This window comes from Xanthomonas sp. NCPPB 1132 (genome assembly GCF_056629235.1).
Genome location: NZ_CM152819.1, coordinates 3,578,848 through 3,597,479, shown reverse-complemented (window position 1 = coordinate 3,597,479; position 18,632 = coordinate 3,578,848). Strand labels below are relative to the sequence as shown.

15 protein-coding genes are annotated in these 18,632 nt (G+C 68.2%); 9 read left to right on the top strand and 6 right to left on the bottom strand.

The features are described 5' to 3' along the window. Positions 1–58: 58 nt before the first annotated feature. From AC1G9L_RS15350 to AC1G9L_RS15330, 5 genes are all read left to right on the top strand, one after another. Positions 59–3,622 carry a methylmalonyl-CoA mutase family protein gene (locus AC1G9L_RS15350; protein WP_481069432.1) on the top strand — a complete coding sequence of 1,188 codons (3,564 nt, stop codon included), beginning with the start codon at positions 59–61 and terminating at the stop codon, positions 3,620–3,622. Positions 3,623–3,787: 165 nt separating this feature from the next. Beyond that, the gene (locus AC1G9L_RS15345; protein WP_481069431.1) at positions 3,788–4,270 is read left to right on the top strand and encodes a nuclear transport factor 2 family protein; all 483 of its coding nucleotides are present in this window, start codon (positions 3,788–3,790) and stop codon (positions 4,268–4,270) included. 317 nt (positions 4,271–4,587) lie between these two features. Next, positions 4,588–5,646 carry an HDOD domain-containing protein gene (locus tag AC1G9L_RS15340; RefSeq protein WP_481069430.1) on the top strand — a complete coding sequence of 353 codons (1,059 nt, stop codon included), beginning with the start codon at positions 4,588–4,590 and terminating at the stop codon, positions 5,644–5,646. Positions 5,647–5,814: 168 nt separating this feature from the next. Further along, a complete protein-coding gene (locus AC1G9L_RS15335; protein ID WP_019799129.1) occupies positions 5,815–6,678 on the top strand; it encodes a hypothetical protein in 864 nt (287 codons plus the stop codon). A gap of 18 nt (positions 6,679–6,696) precedes the next feature. Further along, entirely contained in the window at positions 6,697–6,948 is a 252-nt protein-coding gene (locus AC1G9L_RS15330) for a hypothetical protein (protein WP_019799130.1), read from the top strand. 56 nt (positions 6,949–7,004) lie between these two features. On the opposite strand, the gene AC1G9L_RS15325 is transcribed toward AC1G9L_RS15330, so the two are convergent. Then, positions 7,005–7,493, bottom strand: a complete 489-nt coding sequence (locus AC1G9L_RS15325) for a pyridoxamine 5'-phosphate oxidase family protein (protein ID WP_019799131.1) — start codon at positions 7,491–7,493, stop codon at positions 7,005–7,007. Positions 7,494–7,826: 333 nt separating this feature from the next. Here AC1G9L_RS15325 and AC1G9L_RS15320 point away from each other — a divergent pair, with 333 nt between their 5' ends. Next, positions 7,827–8,000 (top strand): DUF1328 family protein, encoded by a 174-nt coding sequence (locus tag AC1G9L_RS15320; protein WP_043095198.1) that lies wholly within the window; start codon positions 7,827–7,829, stop codon positions 7,998–8,000. Between the two features lie 103 nt (positions 8,001–8,103). Here the strand turns inward: AC1G9L_RS15320 and AC1G9L_RS15315 are convergent, their stop codons facing one another. Both AC1G9L_RS15315 and AC1G9L_RS15310 read right to left on the bottom strand, forming a co-directional pair. Beyond that, entirely contained in the window at positions 8,104–8,271 is a 168-nt protein-coding gene (locus AC1G9L_RS15315; protein WP_019799133.1) for a hypothetical protein, read from the bottom strand. A 133-nt stretch (positions 8,272–8,404) separates the two neighbouring features. Next, entirely contained in the window at positions 8,405–9,805 is a 1,401-nt protein-coding gene (locus AC1G9L_RS15310; protein ID WP_481069429.1) for a trypsin-like serine peptidase, read from the bottom strand. Positions 9,806–10,535: 730 nt separating this feature from the next. Between AC1G9L_RS15310 and AC1G9L_RS15305 the strand changes: the two genes are divergently transcribed. After that, entirely contained in the window at positions 10,536–13,448 is a 2,913-nt protein-coding gene (locus AC1G9L_RS15305; RefSeq protein ID WP_019799135.1) for a TonB-dependent receptor domain-containing protein, read from the top strand. A gap of 152 nt (positions 13,449–13,600) precedes the next feature. Here AC1G9L_RS15305 and AC1G9L_RS15300 read toward each other — a convergent pair whose 3' ends face one another. Continuing rightward, positions 13,601–15,199, bottom strand: a complete 1,599-nt coding sequence (locus AC1G9L_RS15300; RefSeq protein WP_481071151.1) for an outer membrane protein assembly factor BamB family protein — start codon at positions 15,197–15,199, stop codon at positions 13,601–13,603. Between the two features lie 506 nt (positions 15,200–15,705). Between AC1G9L_RS15300 and AC1G9L_RS15295 the strand changes: the two genes are divergently transcribed. Continuing rightward, on the top strand, positions 15,706–16,512 hold the full coding sequence (locus AC1G9L_RS15295) for an SGNH/GDSL hydrolase family protein (RefSeq protein ID WP_481069428.1): 807 nt from the start codon (positions 15,706–15,708) through the stop codon (positions 16,510–16,512). Positions 16,513–16,608: 96 nt separating this feature from the next. Here AC1G9L_RS15295 and AC1G9L_RS15290 read toward each other — a convergent pair whose 3' ends face one another. Then, positions 16,609–17,319, bottom strand: coding sequence for a S4 domain-containing protein (locus AC1G9L_RS15290; protein WP_019800024.1), 711 nt, complete (start codon positions 17,317–17,319; stop codon positions 16,609–16,611). A 68-nt stretch (positions 17,320–17,387) separates the two neighbouring features. Next, on the bottom strand, positions 17,388–17,885 hold the full coding sequence (locus tag AC1G9L_RS15285) for a M48 family metallopeptidase (protein ID WP_010342317.1): 498 nt from the start codon (positions 17,883–17,885) through the stop codon (positions 17,388–17,390). Positions 17,886–18,001: 116 nt separating this feature from the next. Between AC1G9L_RS15285 and AC1G9L_RS15280 the strand changes: the two genes are divergently transcribed. After that, the gene (locus tag AC1G9L_RS15280; RefSeq protein WP_019800023.1) at positions 18,002–18,535 is read left to right on the top strand and encodes a DUF2058 family protein; all 534 of its coding nucleotides are present in this window, start codon (positions 18,002–18,004) and stop codon (positions 18,533–18,535) included. Positions 18,536–18,632: the final 97 nt, after the last annotated feature.

The following is an 18,632-nucleotide window of genomic DNA, read 5'->3' as shown; positions in this document are numbered from 1 at the left end:
CTGCCCGTGTCGCGCTGCGCGCCTAGAATCGCGGCATTCTCTTTTCGATGTCCGCACGATGAGCCTTCCCGCGTCCCGCGTTCCGTTGCCGCAGACCGACGCCAGTCCCCTGCGTTTCGTCACCGCCGCCAGCCTGTTCGACGGCCACGATGCAGCGATCAACATCATGCGCCGCCTGATCCAGGCGCAGGGCGCCGAGGTGATCCATCTCGGCCACAACCGCAGCGTCGAGGACGTGGTGCGCGCGGCGCTGCAGGAGGATGCCGACGCGATCGCGCTGTCGTCCTATCAGGGCGGCCACGTGGAGTACTTCAAGTACATGGTGGACATGCTGCGCGAGCGCGGCGCCGCGCATATGCGGGTGTTCGGCGGCGGTGGCGGCACCATCACCCCGGAAGAGATCGCCGAACTGCAGGCCTACGGCGTGGAGCGCATCTACCACCCCAACGACGGCATGAAGATGGGCCTGGTGGAGATGATCGAGGACGTGGTGGCGCGCGCCGGGCACGGGCGCGAGACCGCGGCGCAGGCGCGTGGCGCGACGCCGGCCGGCTCCCCGCTGCCGGACATCGACGACGAGATCGGCATCGGCCGGATGCTGTCGGCGATCGAGGACGGGGCGTTTTCGGAGGCGGAACTGGCGCTGTTGCGCAAGCAGTGGCAGTCCGGCACGGCGTCCGCGGCCGAGCCGCGCAGCCGGCGCACCGCGCCCGTGCTCGGCCTGACCGGCACCGGCGGTGCCGGCAAGTCCTCGGTCACCGACGAACTGCTCAACCGCTTCCTGGCCAGCTTCCCGCAGATGCGCATCGCGGTGGTGTCGGTGGACCCCAGCCGGCGCCGCACCGGCGGTGCGCTGCTCGGCGACCGCATCCGCATGAACGCGCTGCGCAGCCCGCGCGTGTACATGCGCTCGATGGCCACGCGGCGCCAGCACGCCGCCACCAACCGCGTGCTGAAGGACTGCATCGCGCTGCTCAAGGGCATCGGCTACGACCTGGTGATCGTGGAGACCGCCGGTATCGGCCAGAGCGATTCGGAGATCGTCGATCTGGTGGATTTCCCGGTGTACGTGATGACCAGCGACTACGGCGCGCCGAGCCAGCTGGAGAAGATCGACATGCTCGACTTCGCCGAACTGGTGGTGTTGAACAAGTACGACCGGCGCGGCGCCGAGGACGCGTTGCGCGACGTGCGCAAGCAGTGGCGGCGCAATCGCGCGGCGTTCCAGCTGGAGGACGAGGCGGTGCCGGTGTACCCAACCATCGCCAGCCAGTTCAACGACCCCGGCGTGAGCTGGATGTTCGTCAATCTGTGCCGCCTGCTGCGCGACAAGCTGACCGCGCAGGCCGATGCCGCCGCTGGCCCGCCGGCACACTGCGATTTCCGCCCGCAGCTCGACACCACGCTGAAGGAGCCGCGCGCCACCGTGCTGATCCCCGGGGCACGCGTGCGCTACCTGTCCGAGATCGCCGAGCAGGGCCGGGCGCTCAATGCCGCGGTGCTGCGCCAGGCCGAGGCCGCCGACCGTGCGCAGGCGTTCTGGCAGGCGCTGCACGAACTGCAGGATCCGCAGTTGCCGGCGCAACTGGAACTGTATGCGGCGCAGGATCTGCTGCCGGCGTCGCGTGCATCCGCCGAGGCGTCCGACGTTGACGTGGACGCGACCCTGCTGTTGCTGCGCCAGCGCTACAACGATGCCTTGCAGTCGCTGTCCAGCGAATCGCTGAAGCTGCTGCGCGAGTGGCCGCAGCGGCTGAAGTCGATCACCGATCCGGTCACAGAATACGCGGTGCGCGGCAAGTCGATCCGGGTGGAGAACTACCGGGAGTCGCTGAGCCACCAGTCCATTCCGAAGATCGCCGCGCCGCGCTACAAGAGCTGGGGCGAACTGCTGACCTTCCTCGGCAAGGAGAACCTGCCCGGCAGCTATCCGTATACCGGCGGCGTGTATCCGTACCGGCGCACCGGCGAGGACCCGATCCGCATGTTCGCCGGCGAGGGCACGCCCGAGCGCACCAACCGGCGCTTTCATTACCTGAGCGTCGGCCAGCCGGCCGCACGCCTGTCCACCGCCTTCGACAGCGTCACCCTGTACGGCGAGGACCCGGCGCCGCGCCCGGACATCTACGGCAAGATCGGCAACTCCGGGGTCAACATCCCGACCCTGGACGACATGAAGAAGCTGTACTCCGGCTTCGACCTGTGCGCGCCGACCACCAGCGTGTCGATGACCATCAACGGCCCGGCGCCGATGATCCTGGCGATGTTCATGAACACCGCCATCGACCAGCAGGTGGAGAAGTATCTGAAGGCCGACGCGCAGCGCTGGGCGCAGGCCGAGCAGACCCTGGCGCGCCTGTTCGAGGGCCGCGAACGCCCGCGTTATCACGGCGAACTGCCGCCGGGCAACGACGGTCTCGGCCTGGCCCTGCTCGGGGTCAGCGGCGATCAGCTGGTGGATGCGCAGACCTATGCGCAGATCAAGGCGCAAACCCTGTCCAGCGTGCGCGGCACGGTGCAGGCCGACATCCTCAAGGAAGACCAGGCGCAGAACACCTGCATCTTCAGTACCGAGTTCGCGCTGCGCATGATGGGCGACATCCAGCAGTATTTCGTCGAGCAGAAGGTGCGCAATTTCTACTCGGTCTCGATCTCCGGCTATCACATCGCCGAGGCCGGCGCGAACCCGATCAGCCAGCTCGCCTTCACCCTCAGCAACGGGTTCACCATCGTCGAGTACTACCTGGCGCGCGGCATGCACATCGACGATTTCGCGCCGAACCTGAGCTTCTTCTTCAGCAACGGCATGGACCCGGAGTACACGGTGATCGGCCGGGTGGCGCGGCGGATCTGGGCGCGGGCGATGCGCGAGCGCTACGGCGGCAATGAGCGCAGCCAGATGATGAAGTACCACATCCAGACCTCGGGTCGTTCGCTGCACGCGCAGGAGATCCAGTTCAACGACATCCGCACCACGCTGCAGGCGCTGTACGCGCTGTTCGACAACTGCAACAGCCTGCACACCAACGCCTACGACGAGGCGATCACCACGCCGACCGAGGAAAGCGTGCGCCGTGCGGTGGCGATCCAGATGATCATCAACAAGGAAATGGGGCTGAACTTCTGCGAGAACCCCTGGCAGGGCAGTTTCATCGTCGAGCAGCTCACCGATCTGGTCGAGGAAGCGGTGTACAAAGAGTTCGAGGCGATCAGCGAGCGCGGCGGCGTGCTCGGCGCGATGGACACCATGTACCAGCGCGGCAAGATCCAGGAAGAGAGCCTGTACTACGAACACAAGAAGCACGACGGCAGCCTGCCGCTGGTCGGGGTCAACACCTTCCTGCCCAAGGAGCATGCCGGCGAGACCGCGACCGAGATCGAGCTGATCCGTTCCACCGAGCAGGAAAAGGACCAGCAGATCGGCAACGTGCGCGACTGGCAGCAGCGCCGCAACGCGCTGGCGCTGGCCGCCGACGGCGCCGGCATGGGCACGCTGCAGCGCACCGCGCGGGAGCGCCGCAACGTGTTCGCGGCGCTGATGGAGGCGGTCAAGACCCACAGCCTTGGCCAGATCAGCCACGCGCTGTACGAGGTGGGCGGCGAGTATCGGCGCAACATGTAGCGCCCACGGGTGCAGGCGCCGCCTTTGCCGTCGTCGGCGAGCATGCCTGCCGCGCGCTGCGGCAGGCGTGCGTCGCGCACGCGGTCGCGTGCCCGCATGCGGCCGTGTTGCGGCCGCTGTCGCGACAGGCCCATAGTGGCGTATCGACACACGGGGAGCTTGCCGATGAAAGCCTGGGGAGCGTTGTGGCTGTTCGCATGCACGGCGGTGGCCGGCGCGGCGGAGCCGGCCGATGACGGCGCGGCGGGGCCGCTGTTCGACACCGTCGCGGCGCTGGATCAGCGCCTGTTCGATGCCTACAACCGCTGCGACATGGCCGTGTTCGAGTCGATGTTCGTGCCGGACGTGGAGTTCTACCACGACACCGGCGGCGTCACCCGGGATCGCGCGAGCGTCGTCGACAACACGCGCAAATGGATCTGCGGCAAGGTCCGCCGCGAACTGCTTCCCGGCACGTTGCGGGTCTACCCGGTCAAGGACTTCGGGGCGATCGAGGAAGGCGAACACCGCTTCTGCGAACTGGCCAGCGGCCGCTGCGAGGGCATCGCCAAGTTCGTGATGGTGTGGCGCCAGGACCCGGACGGCTGGAAGCTGACCCGGGTGCTCAGCTACGGCCATCGCACGGTGTCCGCGCCGGCGCCGCACTGAGCGCGCCCGGTCCCGCCGCCGCCGAGAGGCGAGTCGTCGTGCGTCCCTGGGCCTGGACCCGGATCGGCCGCGCACATTGCGCGGTGCGCTGTGGACATCGGCGTTGCAACTGGACGGCGCGCTGGTGGGCGCTGCGGCACGCCGCTTGCTTGCCACCGGCTTGTGCGATCGCGCGCTGTCCATGGCCACCTGACGGAGGTCGGCGGCCGCGTGACGCCGACGTTGCGCAGAAACCCGCGCGGCGTGCTTGAATGACATGGCGCGCCGCATGGGCGCGCACCGGTGGCCGGGCGCGGGGACCTGGCGATGTTTTGCGGATGACGACGATCGTGCCGATCATGTGGATTGCCATCAGTGCGGGTGTGCTGGTGCTGGGAGCCGGGCTCTGGTGGTGGTTGCGCCGTGGCGAAGGCGATGCGGCCGAGGCGCCGCAGGCGCGCGTCGGCGCCGACGATGCCGGCCTGCCCGACACGCCGGCGGCGTCTGCACGCACTGCGCCAGTCGCGCCTGTCGACGCCGCGGAGCAGGGCATCGACCCGTTCGCCGACCCGGCCCTGCTCGACCTGGAGCCGGTGCCGGACGCCGCGATCCTGGCGCGGCTGTGCGAACTGGCGTTCGCCGGTCGACCGGTCAATGCATCGGCCGCGGTCGCGCCGGCGGTCATGGCTGATGCTGCCGCGGTGCTGGCGCGTATCGACGCGCATCCGCGCTATACGCCGCGCCGCCCGCATCTGCTACCGCAGCTCACCCGCGCGATCAACGATCCGGCCGCCGGCGCCCATGCCATCGCCACGATCCTCGGTCAGGATCCGGCGCTGGCCGGCAATCTGCTACGCATCGCCAACAGCGTCGTCTACCGCCGCCATCCCGAGCCGATCGAGAACCTGGAGCGGGCGGTGGCCCTGCTCGGTACGGAGGGCCTGCGCCAGATCGTGCTGGCGGCGCTGCTGCAGCCGGTGATCGTCGACGACGGCAGCGTCTTCGGCCGCTGTGCGGCGGTGCTGTGGGAACACACCCTGCTGTCGGCGCATGCCGCCTCCCAGGTCCCGGACCGCGAGGATGCGAACGCCGCGCAATTGCTGGCGCTGTTGTGCGGGCTGGGCGCGGTCTCGGTGGTGCAGGTGCTGCGCGATGTCCATGCACGCCACGCCGAGGCAGCCCCCACGCCGGCGGCGATGACCGAAATGCTGGAGGCGTGGTCGGCGCACTGCGCCAAGGCCATTTCCGCCGACTGGGGGCTGTCGCCACGGGTGCAGCGCGCCCTGGAAGAGCAGTCGGGCGACGCCGATGTCGCCACCATGAGCCCGCTCGGGCTGGCCCTGCGCCGGCATCGCGCCGCCGCGGCCGCCCAACTGGCGGTGCGCTATCGTCGCTAGTCGCAACAGGCGCACGATCGGACGGCACAGGCGACACGTGCAAGGGCTCGGTAGACGACGCAAGACGCGTTACGGCGCAGGGCGCGATCGCAACGGGCTGCTGCGCGGTGCGGTGCTGGGCGCGCAGCGCGAGGGCAGGTGCGGATGAGTGCCGGCGCACAACCCTCCATGCCCTGGGCGGCGCCGCCTTGGCTCGATCTGCTGTTCCGTGGCGTCCGCGGCGTCCTGATGAGCGTGGGGGCGCTGGCGATGCTGGCCGGCTGCTTCGCCCTGGCGCACCTGGTCACGTCCTCGCTGGAGCCATTCCTGGCGATGCTGCTATTCCCGCTGGCGGCCTTGGTCACGGTCGCCATCCACGAAGGCGGGCATGTGCTGGCGGGGCGGGCGATCGGCATGACCGTGTGCCGGGTGCACGTGGGGCCGCTGCAGTTGCTCGCGCGCCGTCGCGGCTGGCGGATCCGCTGGCAGCGCCAGCGTCCGGGTGACAACGCGGGCAGCGTGATCGCGGTGCCCAACCCCTACGCGGCGGTGCGCCGGCAGTATCTGTTGCTGATCGCCGGCGGTCCGCTGGCCAATCTGCTCGCGGCGGCCGGGTGCGGACTGCTGGCATGGCACCTGGGACTGGGCAGCTCCAGCGGCGCGTTCTGCACCGGCGCAGCGGTGTTCAATCTGGCGGCAGGCCTGGTCAATCTGGTGCCCTCGCAGAGTCCGAGCGGGGCCAGTGATGGTCTGCAATTGTTGCGACAGGCCCGCCCGCGCGATTCTGACGCCCTCGTCGACGTACTCGCTGAACTCAACGGCCTCTCATCGCGCGGCGTCACCGCGGACAAGTTGCCGGCACACCGCCTGGCCCTGCTCGCGGACGGCGATGGCTGGTTTTTCTATGTCTGGTTCACGCTGAAAGCCATGCAGAACCGTGGCGAGTGGACGCAAGTCGCGGCCCTGCAGCCGGACTTCGAGGCGCAGGTCGCGACCCTGCCCGCGCCGGTCGCCGAATCCTGGCACAGCATGATCGCGCTGCTGCGATGCTAACTCGCGTTCTCGCGGGCCATGGCCGGTGAGGACGCTTCCGATCCCCTGGATGCGGCGCTGACGGCCGACCTCGACTGGGCGGTGCCGGCGTTGCGGCCGCGCTGCCAGGCGCTGATGGCGGCGCGGCGTGGCGACCAGCCTGCCGCACTCGCTGCATTGGCGCGTGCCGAAGCCTTGGCCGAGAACGACGTGGACGCGGCGACGCGACAGTGCGAACGCTCGCTGCGTGAGGCCATCCGCCAGCGTCTGCCGGTCGCGTCCGTTCCCTGATGGTATATCTGCCAGCCGGCGAACGGCCGGCTGGCGTGCATCGCGTTAGGTGCCGCTCAGCGCAGCGGCACGTCGGCGACCTTGTCGTGATAGTCCTGCTTGGGATCGATGCCGAACAGCACCTTGATGCCGGCCAGCAGGCTGGAGCCGTTGAGCCAGATCTGCGCGTGATCCGGATCCAGGCGCAGCAACGCCAGCTTGGGATCTTCCTTGCCCTGTTCGTACCACGCTGCGACGTAGCCGTTCCACAGCCGCTCGATCACGGCCTGGTCGTTGTCGACGCTGAGGGTGCCGCTGATGCTGGCGAACAGATCGTGGCCCTTGGCGCTGAACGCCGCGATCACCCGCTGGCTCTGCGTCAGCTTCTGCACCAGCGCGTTGTCCTTGGAGGTGAAGAACCAGATCGGGCCGCCGCGATCGCCTTCGAACTGCGCGGTCATCGGGCGGGCGTGGCCGTCCTCGACGCCGTCCAGACCCAGCATCACGGTGCGGTCGGACTTCAATGCCTTCCAGAATTTCTCTTCCAGTTCCTGCGGGCTGGCCATGCGGATCTCCGAGCGGGCGACAGTGCCCGCCTGCACTGTGCCGGGCGGCGCGCGCGCGGTCCGTGACGGGAGGGTGGAGGCGATGTGCAGAGGCGGTGCGTGCACGCGCAGGTTGCCGCGCCTGTTGCCGCAGTGTTGCCGCAGTACTGTATCGCGAACATGAAGGGCGTGCTGCAGCATGCGCGGTGGCGATGCGTGCACGGCGCGTGCACCCGTGTTTCACCGCGTGCGCATCCCGCGCTGGCTAGTCTCCCGCATCAGCGCCGGCCATTTGCCGGCGCCAGTGCACGCCGCGATGGCGTGCGCATGTCCTCGTTTCGGGAAGACCGCATCATGATCAAGTGGGCCATCATCATCGCCATCATCGGACTCATCGCCGGCGCGCTCGGCTTCAGCGGCGTGGCAGGCGCGGCGATGGGCGTCGCCAAGTTCCTGTTCTGGGCCGGCATCGCCATCGCCCTGGTGCTGTTCGTGCTGGGCACGATGCTGGCCAAGAAGGTCGACTGAGCGCGAGACCGGTCATGTCGCGTCGATGCAGGTGCGTCGCGCGACAGGGGCAACGGATGGAAGCGTCCCGCTGGGCGGCGGGTGCCTGCCGTTCCGCGATGGCCTAGGCGTCGCTGGCGGTGTCGGCGTCGTTCGGTGCGGCGTCGCCGTCCGCAGCAGGCTTGGCGGCTGCGGCACGCGCTTCGCGCTTGCGCGCTTCCTTTTCTTCCTGCTGTTTCTTCTTGGCCAGCTCGCGCTGACGTTTTTCGAAAGAGTAATTGGGCTTGGCCAATGCGCATCTGCCGGTAGGGGAATGCGTCGAGTGTAGCCGGTGTGTGCCACCGCGTGCGAAACGGACAGGCCGCCCGTGTGAGACGGCCTGTCCTAGGCGCAGGTGCGGGAGTACGGCCCTCCCGGACCTTGGCTTACGGGCTCAGGTACTGCTGGATCGACGAATACACGTCGGCGAAGCGCGAGTAGTAGTCCGGATCGCTCGGCGCGCTGCAGTACGAAGAGCCGCCATACAGGCCGCCGCGCAACTGGTAGGCGCCGCTGCTGTTGACGGTGAACAGGCCGGAGCCGGACGAGCCGCCTTCGGTAACGCCGGTGCTCCACTGCACGCGGTACAGCGGCGACTTGCCGTCGATGGAGCTGGACAGCGCGGTGACCTTGCCCAGCGAGTACTTCTTGACGTCGCCGGCCGGGTGGTGGATGCCCTCGATCGCGGTGCCGGTGGAGCCGATCGCCGAACTGCTCCAGCCCGCGTAGAACGCGCCGCTCGGCGGAGCGCTCTTGAGCTCGAGCAGCGTGGTGTCGCGGGTGGTGTTGGTATAGCGCAGGTAGGCGCCGCCGCCGAGCGTGGTGTAGTTGGAATTGACCGTGGAGCCGCCGCAGGTGGTGGCGTCATAGAACCAGTAGGTCTGCAGCGTATTGGCCACGGTCTGGGTGCTGATGCAGTGCGCCGCGCTCCAGAACATCGCTTTCTTCGGCGAATTGCTGTTGTTGAGCAGGGTGCCGGTGCACAGGTAGGTGCTGCCGCCGCTGGTGAAGGTCATGCGCGCCACCGACTTGGCCGCCGAGGTGAAGCCGGAGGTCGGATTGGCGCGGCAGACGATGTCGCGCTCGCACGAATCGCTCTCGCCGATCATCGGCCGCATCATCGTGTCGCTGGCCACCGGGCTGATGTCCAGGTGCGAGAGCTGCGGGATCTTCAGCGCGAAGCCCTGCGGGTACTGGCCGGCCGGCAGTTCGATCTCCACCACCATGCGTGCGCCGGCGATCACCGCCGACCAGCCGGGCTGGCTGCCGGCGAAATCGGCGCCGCTCTGCTGGAACACGCGGCCATCCTCGCCGGCGAAGCGCAGCGTCGCCTTGCGCGGATCGCCGGGCTGGGCGCCGCTGCCGCTGAGTTGCAGCGCTGCGCGCAACGCCTGCGCATTGGTCGAGACGATCTCGAAGCTGGTGACCTGCGCGCCATTGGGCAGGGTCTGCCAGGACAGGCGGCGCAGGTTGATGTCGGGCTTGGCGACGTCGCGGGAGAAGCCGATCTGCAGCGGCTGGCCGTTCTTGACCTGTTGCCCGCGTGCCTGCTTCATCGCTGCCGCCTTGGTGCTGTCGGGCGCGGCCAGTTCGATCAGGCGCGGTGCGTGTGCGCTGCCCGGAGTGAGGCTGCGCAACTCGGCGCCACCGAGCGCGGCGGCATCCGGGCGGGCTTCGACCGGGGCGGAATCCATTTCGGCTGCTGGGGGAATGGCAGCCATGGCGACGGGGGACAGACTGGCGATGCCAGCCAGCAACGCCAGGTACAACGCATGCTTGCGATTCATCGATCTTCCTTTTGCGAAGAGGGACGAGACCATCCGGCAGGGGACCGGATGCCATTGCACCCGAGTTCAGGGTGCCTGCCGAGGCTACGGGCGACGCCCCCGCGATTGCGTGCCAGGCGTCACGCTCGGAAGGCCGGTTTCGTAGACAGCTGCTCACATTGCGTGTGATGGCGCGAAAGAAGCGCTCGCGCTGCTGGCATGTCGGTGCGTTCCATCATGCCGCGCAGTGGATGCGAGGCGGCGCGATTTGCGTGGTGACGCGGCGACGGCGGTGGCAGCGCGACACGGCCGTCTTTCCCATGCGACAGGCGTTCGCCAGGCGATGGTGCGCCTTCGGCGTCGCCTGGCGTGTCTGCTTGCGCGCCCCTTCGCCGCAGCGCCAAGACCCCTTGGGAGCTCCCGGACCGGCGGACTCGGAGTAGCTGCAACCTTTCTGTAAGCTTTCCGGCAAATTTCAGTAGATTCAATTACTTAAATCGATCCGCGTTGTGCTGCAACGCAGCTTGCATCGATTCAAATTCGGCCTATAACGCTGGCGTCACATATATGAACTTTTTGTTCGTGTATGCACCGCTTCGCGGACGGCCCGCGCGAGGCCAGGGGGCTAGGGCGGGCTCGGCACATCTCGAACATCGATCGCTCCTGTGGGGGGAGACCAGTGAACAGAATCGCTTTCCGGCGTGGACTCATCGCCAGTTCCGTTGCGCTCGCCCTGTGGGCGCCCTCTGTCATGGCGCAATCCGCGCCCGATGACGCGGCCCCGCCCAGTGGTGCCGGCAAGGCCGACAAGCCGGTCGAACTCAAGGCGGTGACGGTCACCGGATCGCTGATCCCGCGGGTGGAGGTCGAAGGCCCTGCGCCAGTGGTCACCATCACCGGCGAAGAGATCAAGAAGCAGGGCTACACCACGCTGTGGGAGTTCCTCGACTCGCTGCCGCAGGTGGGCCAGCAGGTGTCCGACCCGGCCTCCTGGGGCTCCAGTTCGGTCAATGCGCGCTCGGTGAACCTGCGCGGACTCGGCCCCGGGTTCAGCCTGCTGATGATCGACGGCCATCGCGTGGTCGACTACCCGCAGCCGCTCAACAAGCAGAGCAACTTCCAGAACTTCAACAACATCCCCACCGGGATGATCGATCACATCGAAGTGCTGGCCTCCGGCGCGTCGTCGATCTATGGCTCGGATGCGGTCGCCGGCGTGGTGAACGTGATCCTGAAGAAGGACTACCAGGGCAACCAGTTGCAGGTCACCCTGGGCGGCGCGACGCGCGGTGGCCGCGACTACGGCGACATCAACTTCGTCGGTGGCCGCGCGGGCGACAACTGGCACGTGACCTACAACCTGGAGCACTCCAACCGCAGCGCGCTGTGGGGCATGGACCGGCCCTACCAGGATTCCGTGGCCGACGCGGGCTACGGCGCCTGGGGGCCGGCCTCGCGCATGTTCGGCTACCAGTACGATGCCGCCGGCGCGATCGCCCTGTCGGCCACCGACGCCAACGGCCGCTACATCACGCCGCCCGCCGGCACCTGCGACAAGTTCACCAACTCGCGCCTGACCCAGTCGCACTCGGTGACCACCAACGGCACCCAGGTCACCGGCGTCACCGACAACGGCTTCTACTGCGCGCAGCCGGCGCTGTTCCAGAACTGGGTGCTGACCCCGGGCAGCATCAGCAACAGCGGCTATCTGGCGGGCGAGTACGACTTCCAGAACGGCCTGCAGTTCTACGGCTCGGCCGCGCTGTACCAGACCGTGGGCATCTCCAACACGCAGCTCAACGTGTTCAGCGCCGGCCCGTTCTACGACCAGACCACCGGGCAGACGGTCAACCAGGTGATCCGCCAGCTGACCCAGAAAGAGATCGGCGTCAGCGCCAACACCTACGACCGCGAGCGCAACTGGAACCTGCAGGCCGGCCTGCGCGGCACCGTGTTCGACGGGCGTTTCAACTGGGACCTCAACCTCAACACCCAGAAGTACATCGTCCGCGAGGAGTTCACCGGCTACAACGCGCAGGCCACCAACAACTTTTTCCTCGGCCAGCAGCAGGGCACCACCGCCGACGGCCTGCCGATCTACGCGTTCAACTGGCAGCAGTTCTGGAACCCGATCACCCCGCAGCAGTACGACCAGTTCGCGGTGACCGGCGTCAACACCGCTTCGTCCTGGCTCGACCAGGCGCAATTGCGCGTCAACGGCGACCTGTTCAAGCTGCCCTGGGCCGATCGGTCGGTGGGCTGGGCCGCGGTGTTCGAAGCCGCGCACAACGGCTTCAAGCTGTCGCCCGACCCGCGCGCGGCCGATCCGTCCACGTTCCAGAACCCGTTCGGCGCCTATCTCACCGGCGCCGGCACCCGCCAGCGCTTCTCGCTGGGCACGGAGTTCCGCTTGCCGGTGCTGGACACGGTGACCTGGACGCTGTCCGGTCGCCTGGACAAGTACAACGACGCCAGCCGTGCCGACATCGCCCGTACCTGGGGCTCGGGCCTGGAGTGGCGTCCGTACGACGGTTTGCTGCTGCGCGGCAGCTACGGCACCAACTTCAAGGCGCCGGACATGCAGGCCATCTACCTCACCGGTTCGACCTCGCCGGTGGGCTTCTATGCCGACCCGCTGCAGTGCGTGAACGCGATCAAGGCCGGGCAGAACAACAACACCTGGTGCAACAGCGTGCAGCGCCCGACCTCGCAGTACTACACGCTCTACACCAACGGCAGCCGCCTGCTGCTGCCGCAGACCGGGCACTCCTGGACCTACGGCTTCGTCTGGCAGGTACCGGGCGTGCAGGGGCTTTCGGTGTCGGCCGACTACTGGAACATGGGCGTGGACAACGCCATCCAGTACCTGGGCCAGGACACCGTGCTCGCCGACGAGGCAGGCTGCCTGACCGGCCTGAAGCCGAACGGCATCTCGGGCCTGTCGCCGTACACGGCGCACGTGGCCGGATCGGAGTACTGCCGGATGGTCACCCAGATGGTGACGCGCGATGCCAACGGCCAGATCGTGTCGGTGCAGTCGGGCCCGATCAACGAAGCCTCGCTGTACGTGGCCGGCGTGGATGCGACGCTGGACTACAAGTTCCACACCGATGGCTACGGCGATTTCCGCGCCGGCATCAACTACACCAACAACCTGTCGTACAAGCAGCGCGTGCTGGCGTCGGATCCGTTGCAGAACACCCGCTACCAGAACGTGGCCAGCCGCATGACCTGGATCGCCGACTGGACCAAGGGCCGTTGGAACGTGTCGATCTCCGGCGTGCGCAACGGCCGGATGCGCGCACCCAACTACGCCGGCTGCGACGTGCTGCCCAACGGCATCCAGCCCAGCATGGTCACCGTGTCCAATGGCGGCGAGACGATCTCCACTGGCGTGTGCCAGGTCACCCAGGATGGCAACCAGGTCACCGTGCAGGACACCACCTACCGGGGCCATGCACCGGCGTGGATCACCTGGAACGGCTCGGTCGGCCTGCAGATCACCCCGGATCTGCATGCAAAGCTCGCCGTGTCGAACATCTTCGACAAGGTCGGTGCGATTCCGTACTACGCCGGCGGCTTCGAGTTCGTCACCACCGGGCAGACCGCGAGCGAGTACAACGGTCGGGAAATGTTCCTGACCCTGGACTACACGTTCAACTGAGCAAGACGTCGATAGGCCGGCGGGCTTCGTGGAAGCGAAGCCCGCCGGCTTTTTTTGCGCACGCGAGGCGATGCGCTCCAGCCAGATGCGACATCGCCCCTCCCGCTTGCGCAGGAGAGGCGATGGACGCGTTACGGCAAGCGCGGCTGCGCTCAGCGCCGGTTCGACGGCACGAACTTGTACAGCTTGTTGACCCCTGTGCCGAAGTTGAAGCGGCTGTAGCCGGCGCCCCAGTACACCGCACCATCGACGATCGCCGGTGCGCTGGAGACCGAACCGCCGGCGTCGAAGCTCCACAGGGTGGCGCCGGTCTTGGCATCGAGCACGGTCATCGCGCCGGACATCGAGCCGGCATAGACCAGGCCCGGCGACGACGCCAGCGGGCCGCGGCCGCCGGCGCCGAACGCGGTCTGCACCGGATCGGTGCCCGGCACCTTGACCTGCCAGAGGATCTTGCCGCTCGCCGCATCCAGCGCGGCCCAGGAGCCGGCGTTCCAGGTTTCGGTGTTGCCCGGCGCCAGCGTGTACGGCGTGTGCTCGTTGTTGTTGATGGCCACGTACACGCGACCGGAGAACGGATCCACCGACGAGCCCCATTCGATGCCGCCGGCGGTGCCGCCCGGGCCGACCTGGGTCGACCACACGGTCTGCCCGGTGTCGGCGTCGAACGCCCAGTACACGCCGCTCTTCTGGCCGGCGCCGACCAGCGCCTGCGGCTTGCCGTTGCGGATCGCCGTGAACAGGTTGGCGCCGCCGCCGCTGAAGTCGTAGTCCGGTCCCTGCGGGTCCTGGCACAGGCCATTGGTCGGCGCGACCAGGCACGACAGCGACCAGGCGTCGGCACCCTGCAGGCGGCGCGTCCACACCGGCTTGCCGCTGCGCATGTCCAGCGCCAGCACCGAGTCGACGTAGTTGTCCGGCGCCATGCACGCCAGTTGCGCGGTTTTGTCGCCGTTGGCGTTCTTGACGCAGCTGGCGACCTCGGTCGGCACCGAGTAGTTGTTGCCGGTGGTGGCGTAGACGCGCTGACGCAGCGGATCGATCGCCAGCGTGCCCCACACCGATGCACCGGTGTAGCCCTCCGGCGCGGTGCGGAAGCTCCACAGCAGCTTGCCGGTCTTCAGGTCCAGCGCAGCGACGCTGCCGCGGAAGGTGTACTTGTAGCCGGCGCTCAGCCCGCCCCAGTCACCCGAGGACACGCCGACGTACACGCGGTCGCCGTAGATCACCGGCGAGGCGGTGATGCGCGCCTGCGGATTGGGCTCGACCAGGGTCTTCCACAGCAGCTTGCCGGTGGTCTTGTCGATCGCCAGCACGGTGCCGCTGGCCTGGTCGCCGACCAGCACGCTGTCGCGCGCGATCGCCGGGCTGTTGCGCGACAGCGAGCCGGCGATGCCGGTGTAGTCGGACAGCTTCACCTGCCACACCGCCTTGCCCAGCTGGGTGTCGATGCGATACAGCTGGCCGCCCCAGTCGGGCACGTACAGCGCCGTACCCTGCACGGTTGGGGTGGCCGAGACGTCGCCTTGCGTGGTGAAGGTCCACGCGGTCTTCAGGCGCGCCGCGTTGAACGGGGTGATCTGCCATTCGCCGGGCGCGAAGCGGGTGTTGAGGAAGCCACCGCCGGCACTGTCCCAGAGGCTGTGCGTGGCGAACGGCGTGCCGCCGGAGAAGGCGCTGTGCCATTGCGCGCTCGCGGCGCTGGTGTCGGTCGCCGCCGCTGCAGTGCCTGCGGACTGCGCCATCGCCATTGCGCTGAACATCAAGCCGGGAATCAACGCCAGCCGCAGGCGGGTGAGGTTCTGGTGTGCATCACGCGTTTTCATGGATGTCCTTGGGGCTTGGGAGTGAGGATCCCCCCGTCACGTCCGCGGCCATCCTAGAAGCGGAAATCCTTGTGTGTCATGTACTTACGAAAAAGTTAGGGCGTTCGCAAAAGGTTGCGGCGATAGCGAAAAACGATGGCGACGGCATCGCGCTGTCATCGGCGCGGCACGCGCGTGACGCATGTCGGTGCACGGTGCGATGGCGGTCGCAGCCCTGCGTTGCAAGGCATCGACCGTGCGCCACGATGCACATGGCGACGGAGCGCAGCGATATGCGCCATCGATGCTGTCGGCGATCGCCGCAGCGTGAGCACGGGCTGAATCGCATGCGATACGACGCAGTCGCGGCGGCGCTGCGGCAGCGCCGCATGGGCAATCCGGAGGGTTGGTTACACTGTGCGATCACCGTTGTCCGCACAAGGAATGCCTCGATGAAATGTCCCTCGCTGTTGTCCCTCGCCATCGCGCTGTGCGCCACTGCCGCCGGCGCCGTGCAGGCGGCAACGCCCACGTCCACCGCGGCGCTGGAGGGCAAGGTCGATGCGCTGTACACGCGTGCGCCGGACACGCTCAAGCCAGACGAAGTGAAGGCGATGCAGCAGCGCCTGCTGGACTGGGCGCAACTGCAGCGCTATCGCGCCGACAATGCCGCGCTGCCGGCGCCGGCCGCGGACGCGCCGCGCGTGGTGTTCTACGGCGATTCCATCACCGACGCCTGGGGCCGCCGCGAAGGCACCACGTTCTTCCCCGGCAAGTCCGCCTACGTCAACCGCGGCATCTCCGGGCAGACCACTGCGCAGATGCTGGTGCGTTTCCGCCAGGACGTGATCGACCTGAAGCCGGCGGTGGTGGTGATCCTGGCCGGCACCAACGACCTGGCCGGCAACACCGGGCTGTCCACGCTGGAGATGATCGAGGACAACTTGCGCTCGATGACCGAACTGGCCCAGGCCCACCACATCAAGGTGGTGCTGGCCTCGGTGCTGCCGGTGACCGACTATCCGTGGCGCCCGGGCCTGCAGCCGGCGCAGAAGGTACGTGCGCTCAACAGCTGGATGCAGCAGTACGCGCAGCAGCAGGGCGCGGTGTATCTGGACTACTACAGCAAGCTGAGCAACCGCGACGGCGGCATGGACAAGACCGTGGCCATCGACGGCGTGCACCCCAACAACGCCGGCTATGCGGTGATGGCGCCGCTGGCCGAGCAGGCCATCCAGCGCGCGCTGGCAAAGCCCTGAGCACGCACGCTCCTAGCCCCTCTCCCCCGGGAGAGGGGTTGGGGTGAGGGTACGGCCGCCGGCAACAACGATCGGCGAGGCCGCACCCGCACTCCCTCAGAACCGCTCGCCCTCCGGCAGATAGCGCCACTCGCCCGGCGCCAGCTTGCCCAGCGAAATCCGGCCGATGCGCAGGCGGCGCAGCCCGCTCACCTGCAGTCCGACCTGCGCGCACATGTCGTGCAACTGGCCCGGCTGCACGTGCTTGATCGCAAAGCGCAGGCGCTGTTCGCTCTGCCAACTGACCTTGCACGGCGGCAGCGTGCGCTGGCCATGGCGCAGGCCGTGCGCGAGCCGGTGCAGGCCATAGGGCTGCAAGGTGCCGCTGACCTCCACCACGAATTCCTGCTCCAGCGTGGCCGCGTCCTCGCTCAGCCGCCGCAGCACGCGGCGGTCCTGGCTCAGTACCAGCAATCCGCTGGCCTCGGTCGCCAAAGGCAGCGGCAGACTCAGGCGCAGGAAATGGCGCTTGAGCACACGCATGTCGCTGGCATCCAGCGCGCTGCGGGTGCCGGGCGTCGCCAATGCCAGCGCATCCTCTGCGCGGATCCCGGCCGGCTTGTGCAGCAGCAGCGTGACCGGCTGCGCCGGGCCGAGTTGCGCGTCGGGCAACAGCGCCACCTGCTGGGTGGTGATCGGCGTCTGCGGTTCCTCGACCACCACCCCGTCCACGCTGACCCAGCCGCCCTCGATGTACTGCTGCGCCTCGCCGCGCGAACACGGCAGCAGGGCGGCGAGATGCTTGTCGAGACGGACGGGGCTGGACATCGGCAGTACGCGATCGGTCGGGGGCGGCAGTGTACGGGCGCCGGCGGGCGCCCGCACGCGATGGCATCTCAGTGCTCGCCCAGTTCCAACTGGGTCAGGTACAGGCGCAGGTCGAATTCCAACTGGTGGTAGTCCGGCGTCATGTGCGCGCACAGCTGGTAGAAGGCCTTGTTGTGCGCGCTTTCCTTCAGATGCGCCAGTTCGTGGGCGACGATCATCGGCAGGAACGCCGCCGGCGCGTCGCGGAACACGCCGGCGATGCGGATCTCGCGGCTGGCCTTGAGCTTGCCGCCCTGCACCCGTGACACCGTGGTGTGGGTGCCCAGCGCGTGCTTCACCGCCTGCAGGCGGTTGTCGTAGATCACCTTGTGCAGCGGCTCGGCGCTGCGCATGCAACGGTCCTTGAGCGCCTGCGTGTAGTCGTACAACTGGCGATCGGTGCGGACCGTGTTGGCCTCGGGGTAGCGTCTGCGCAGCCAGTCGCCCAGGCGCTGGCGCGCGATCATCTCGCGGACTTGGTCCAGGACATGGGGCGGGTAGCCGACGAGATAGCGCAGGGTCTCCATGCCGCCACCTTAGCGTGCCGCGTGCGTCAGGGCATCCGACACCCGTGCCTTCGCGGGCGGCTGCCGGCGCTGCGGGTATCATGCGGCTCCCGAATCCGAGTCCGTGGACGCTTCCGATGCGCAATCCCCTGCAGGAGCAACTGCTCAAGGCCGGCCTGGTGAAGAAGAGCCAGGTGGCGCAGGTCGCGCGCGAGCAGGCCAAGGCGCGCCAGGGCAAGACCCCGCCGCCGCCCAGCGCCGAGCAACTGGAGAGCGAGCGGCTGCGACAGGAGCGCGTGGAACGCGACCGCGCCCTGTCCGCCGAACGCAACGCGCAGGCGCGTGTGCAGGAGCAGCGCGCGCAGGCGCGGCAACTGGTCGAAAGCCACGCGCTCAAGGCCGACGGCGAGATTGACTACCACTTCACCGATGCCGGCAAGATCCAGCGGCTGCGCGTGGATGCGGCGCTGCGCGCGCAGCTGATCGCTGGCAGCGTGGTGATCGCGCGGCTGGATGCCGGCTACGTGGCGGTGCCGCGCGCGGTGGTGGAGAAGATCTTCGCCCGCGATCCGTCGACCATCGTGTTCGATGCGCTGGCGGCAACGCCGGCCAGCGGCGAGGACGATCCGTACTACAGCCAGTTCAAGGTGCCGGACGACCTGATCTGGTGACTGCGGCGCGGCGCCGCATGAACGTCTCGGCCAGGTGAAGCCGGCGTGCATTGCATTTGCCGGTGCCGGCCGCATCATCCAGGCAAGGCAACAGTGC

Coding starts and splice junctions, on each gene's coding strand:
- AC1G9L_RS15310 (WP_481069429.1), bottom strand. CDS start 9,805: ATGAATCGCAAGCATGCGTTGTACCTGGCGTTGCTGGCTGGCATCGCC.
- AC1G9L_RS15320 (WP_043095198.1), top strand. CDS start 7,827: ATGATCAAGTGGGCCATCATCATCGCCATCATCGGACTCATCGCCGGC.
- AC1G9L_RS15285 (WP_010342317.1), bottom strand. CDS start 17,885: ATGGAGACCCTGCGCTATCTCGTCGGCTACCCGCCCCATGTCCTGGAC.
- AC1G9L_RS15325 (WP_019799131.1), bottom strand. CDS start 7,493: ATGGCCAGCCCGCAGGAACTGGAAGAGAAATTCTGGAAGGCATTGAAG.
- AC1G9L_RS15290 (WP_019800024.1), bottom strand. CDS start 17,319: ATGTCCAGCCCCGTCCGTCTCGACAAGCATCTCGCCGCCCTGCTGCCG.
- AC1G9L_RS15330 (WP_019799130.1), top strand. CDS start 6,697: ATGGCCGGTGAGGACGCTTCCGATCCCCTGGATGCGGCGCTGACGGCC.
- AC1G9L_RS15300 (WP_481071151.1), bottom strand. CDS start 15,199: ATGGCGATGGCGCAGTCCGCAGGCACTGCAGCGGCGGCGACCGACACC.
- AC1G9L_RS15345 (WP_481069431.1), top strand. CDS start 3,788: ATGAAAGCCTGGGGAGCGTTGTGGCTGTTCGCATGCACGGCGGTGGCC.
- AC1G9L_RS15340 (WP_481069430.1), top strand. CDS start 4,588: ATGACGACGATCGTGCCGATCATGTGGATTGCCATCAGTGCGGGTGTG.
- AC1G9L_RS15350 (WP_481069432.1), top strand. CDS start 59: ATGAGCCTTCCCGCGTCCCGCGTTCCGTTGCCGCAGACCGACGCCAGT.
- AC1G9L_RS15280 (WP_019800023.1), top strand. CDS start 18,002: ATGCGCAATCCCCTGCAGGAGCAACTGCTCAAGGCCGGCCTGGTGAAG.
- AC1G9L_RS15305 (WP_019799135.1), top strand. CDS start 10,536: ATGGCGCAATCCGCGCCCGATGACGCGGCCCCGCCCAGTGGTGCCGGC.
- AC1G9L_RS15335 (WP_019799129.1), top strand. CDS start 5,815: ATGCCCTGGGCGGCGCCGCCTTGGCTCGATCTGCTGTTCCGTGGCGTC.
- AC1G9L_RS15295 (WP_481069428.1), top strand. CDS start 15,706: ATGAAATGTCCCTCGCTGTTGTCCCTCGCCATCGCGCTGTGCGCCACT.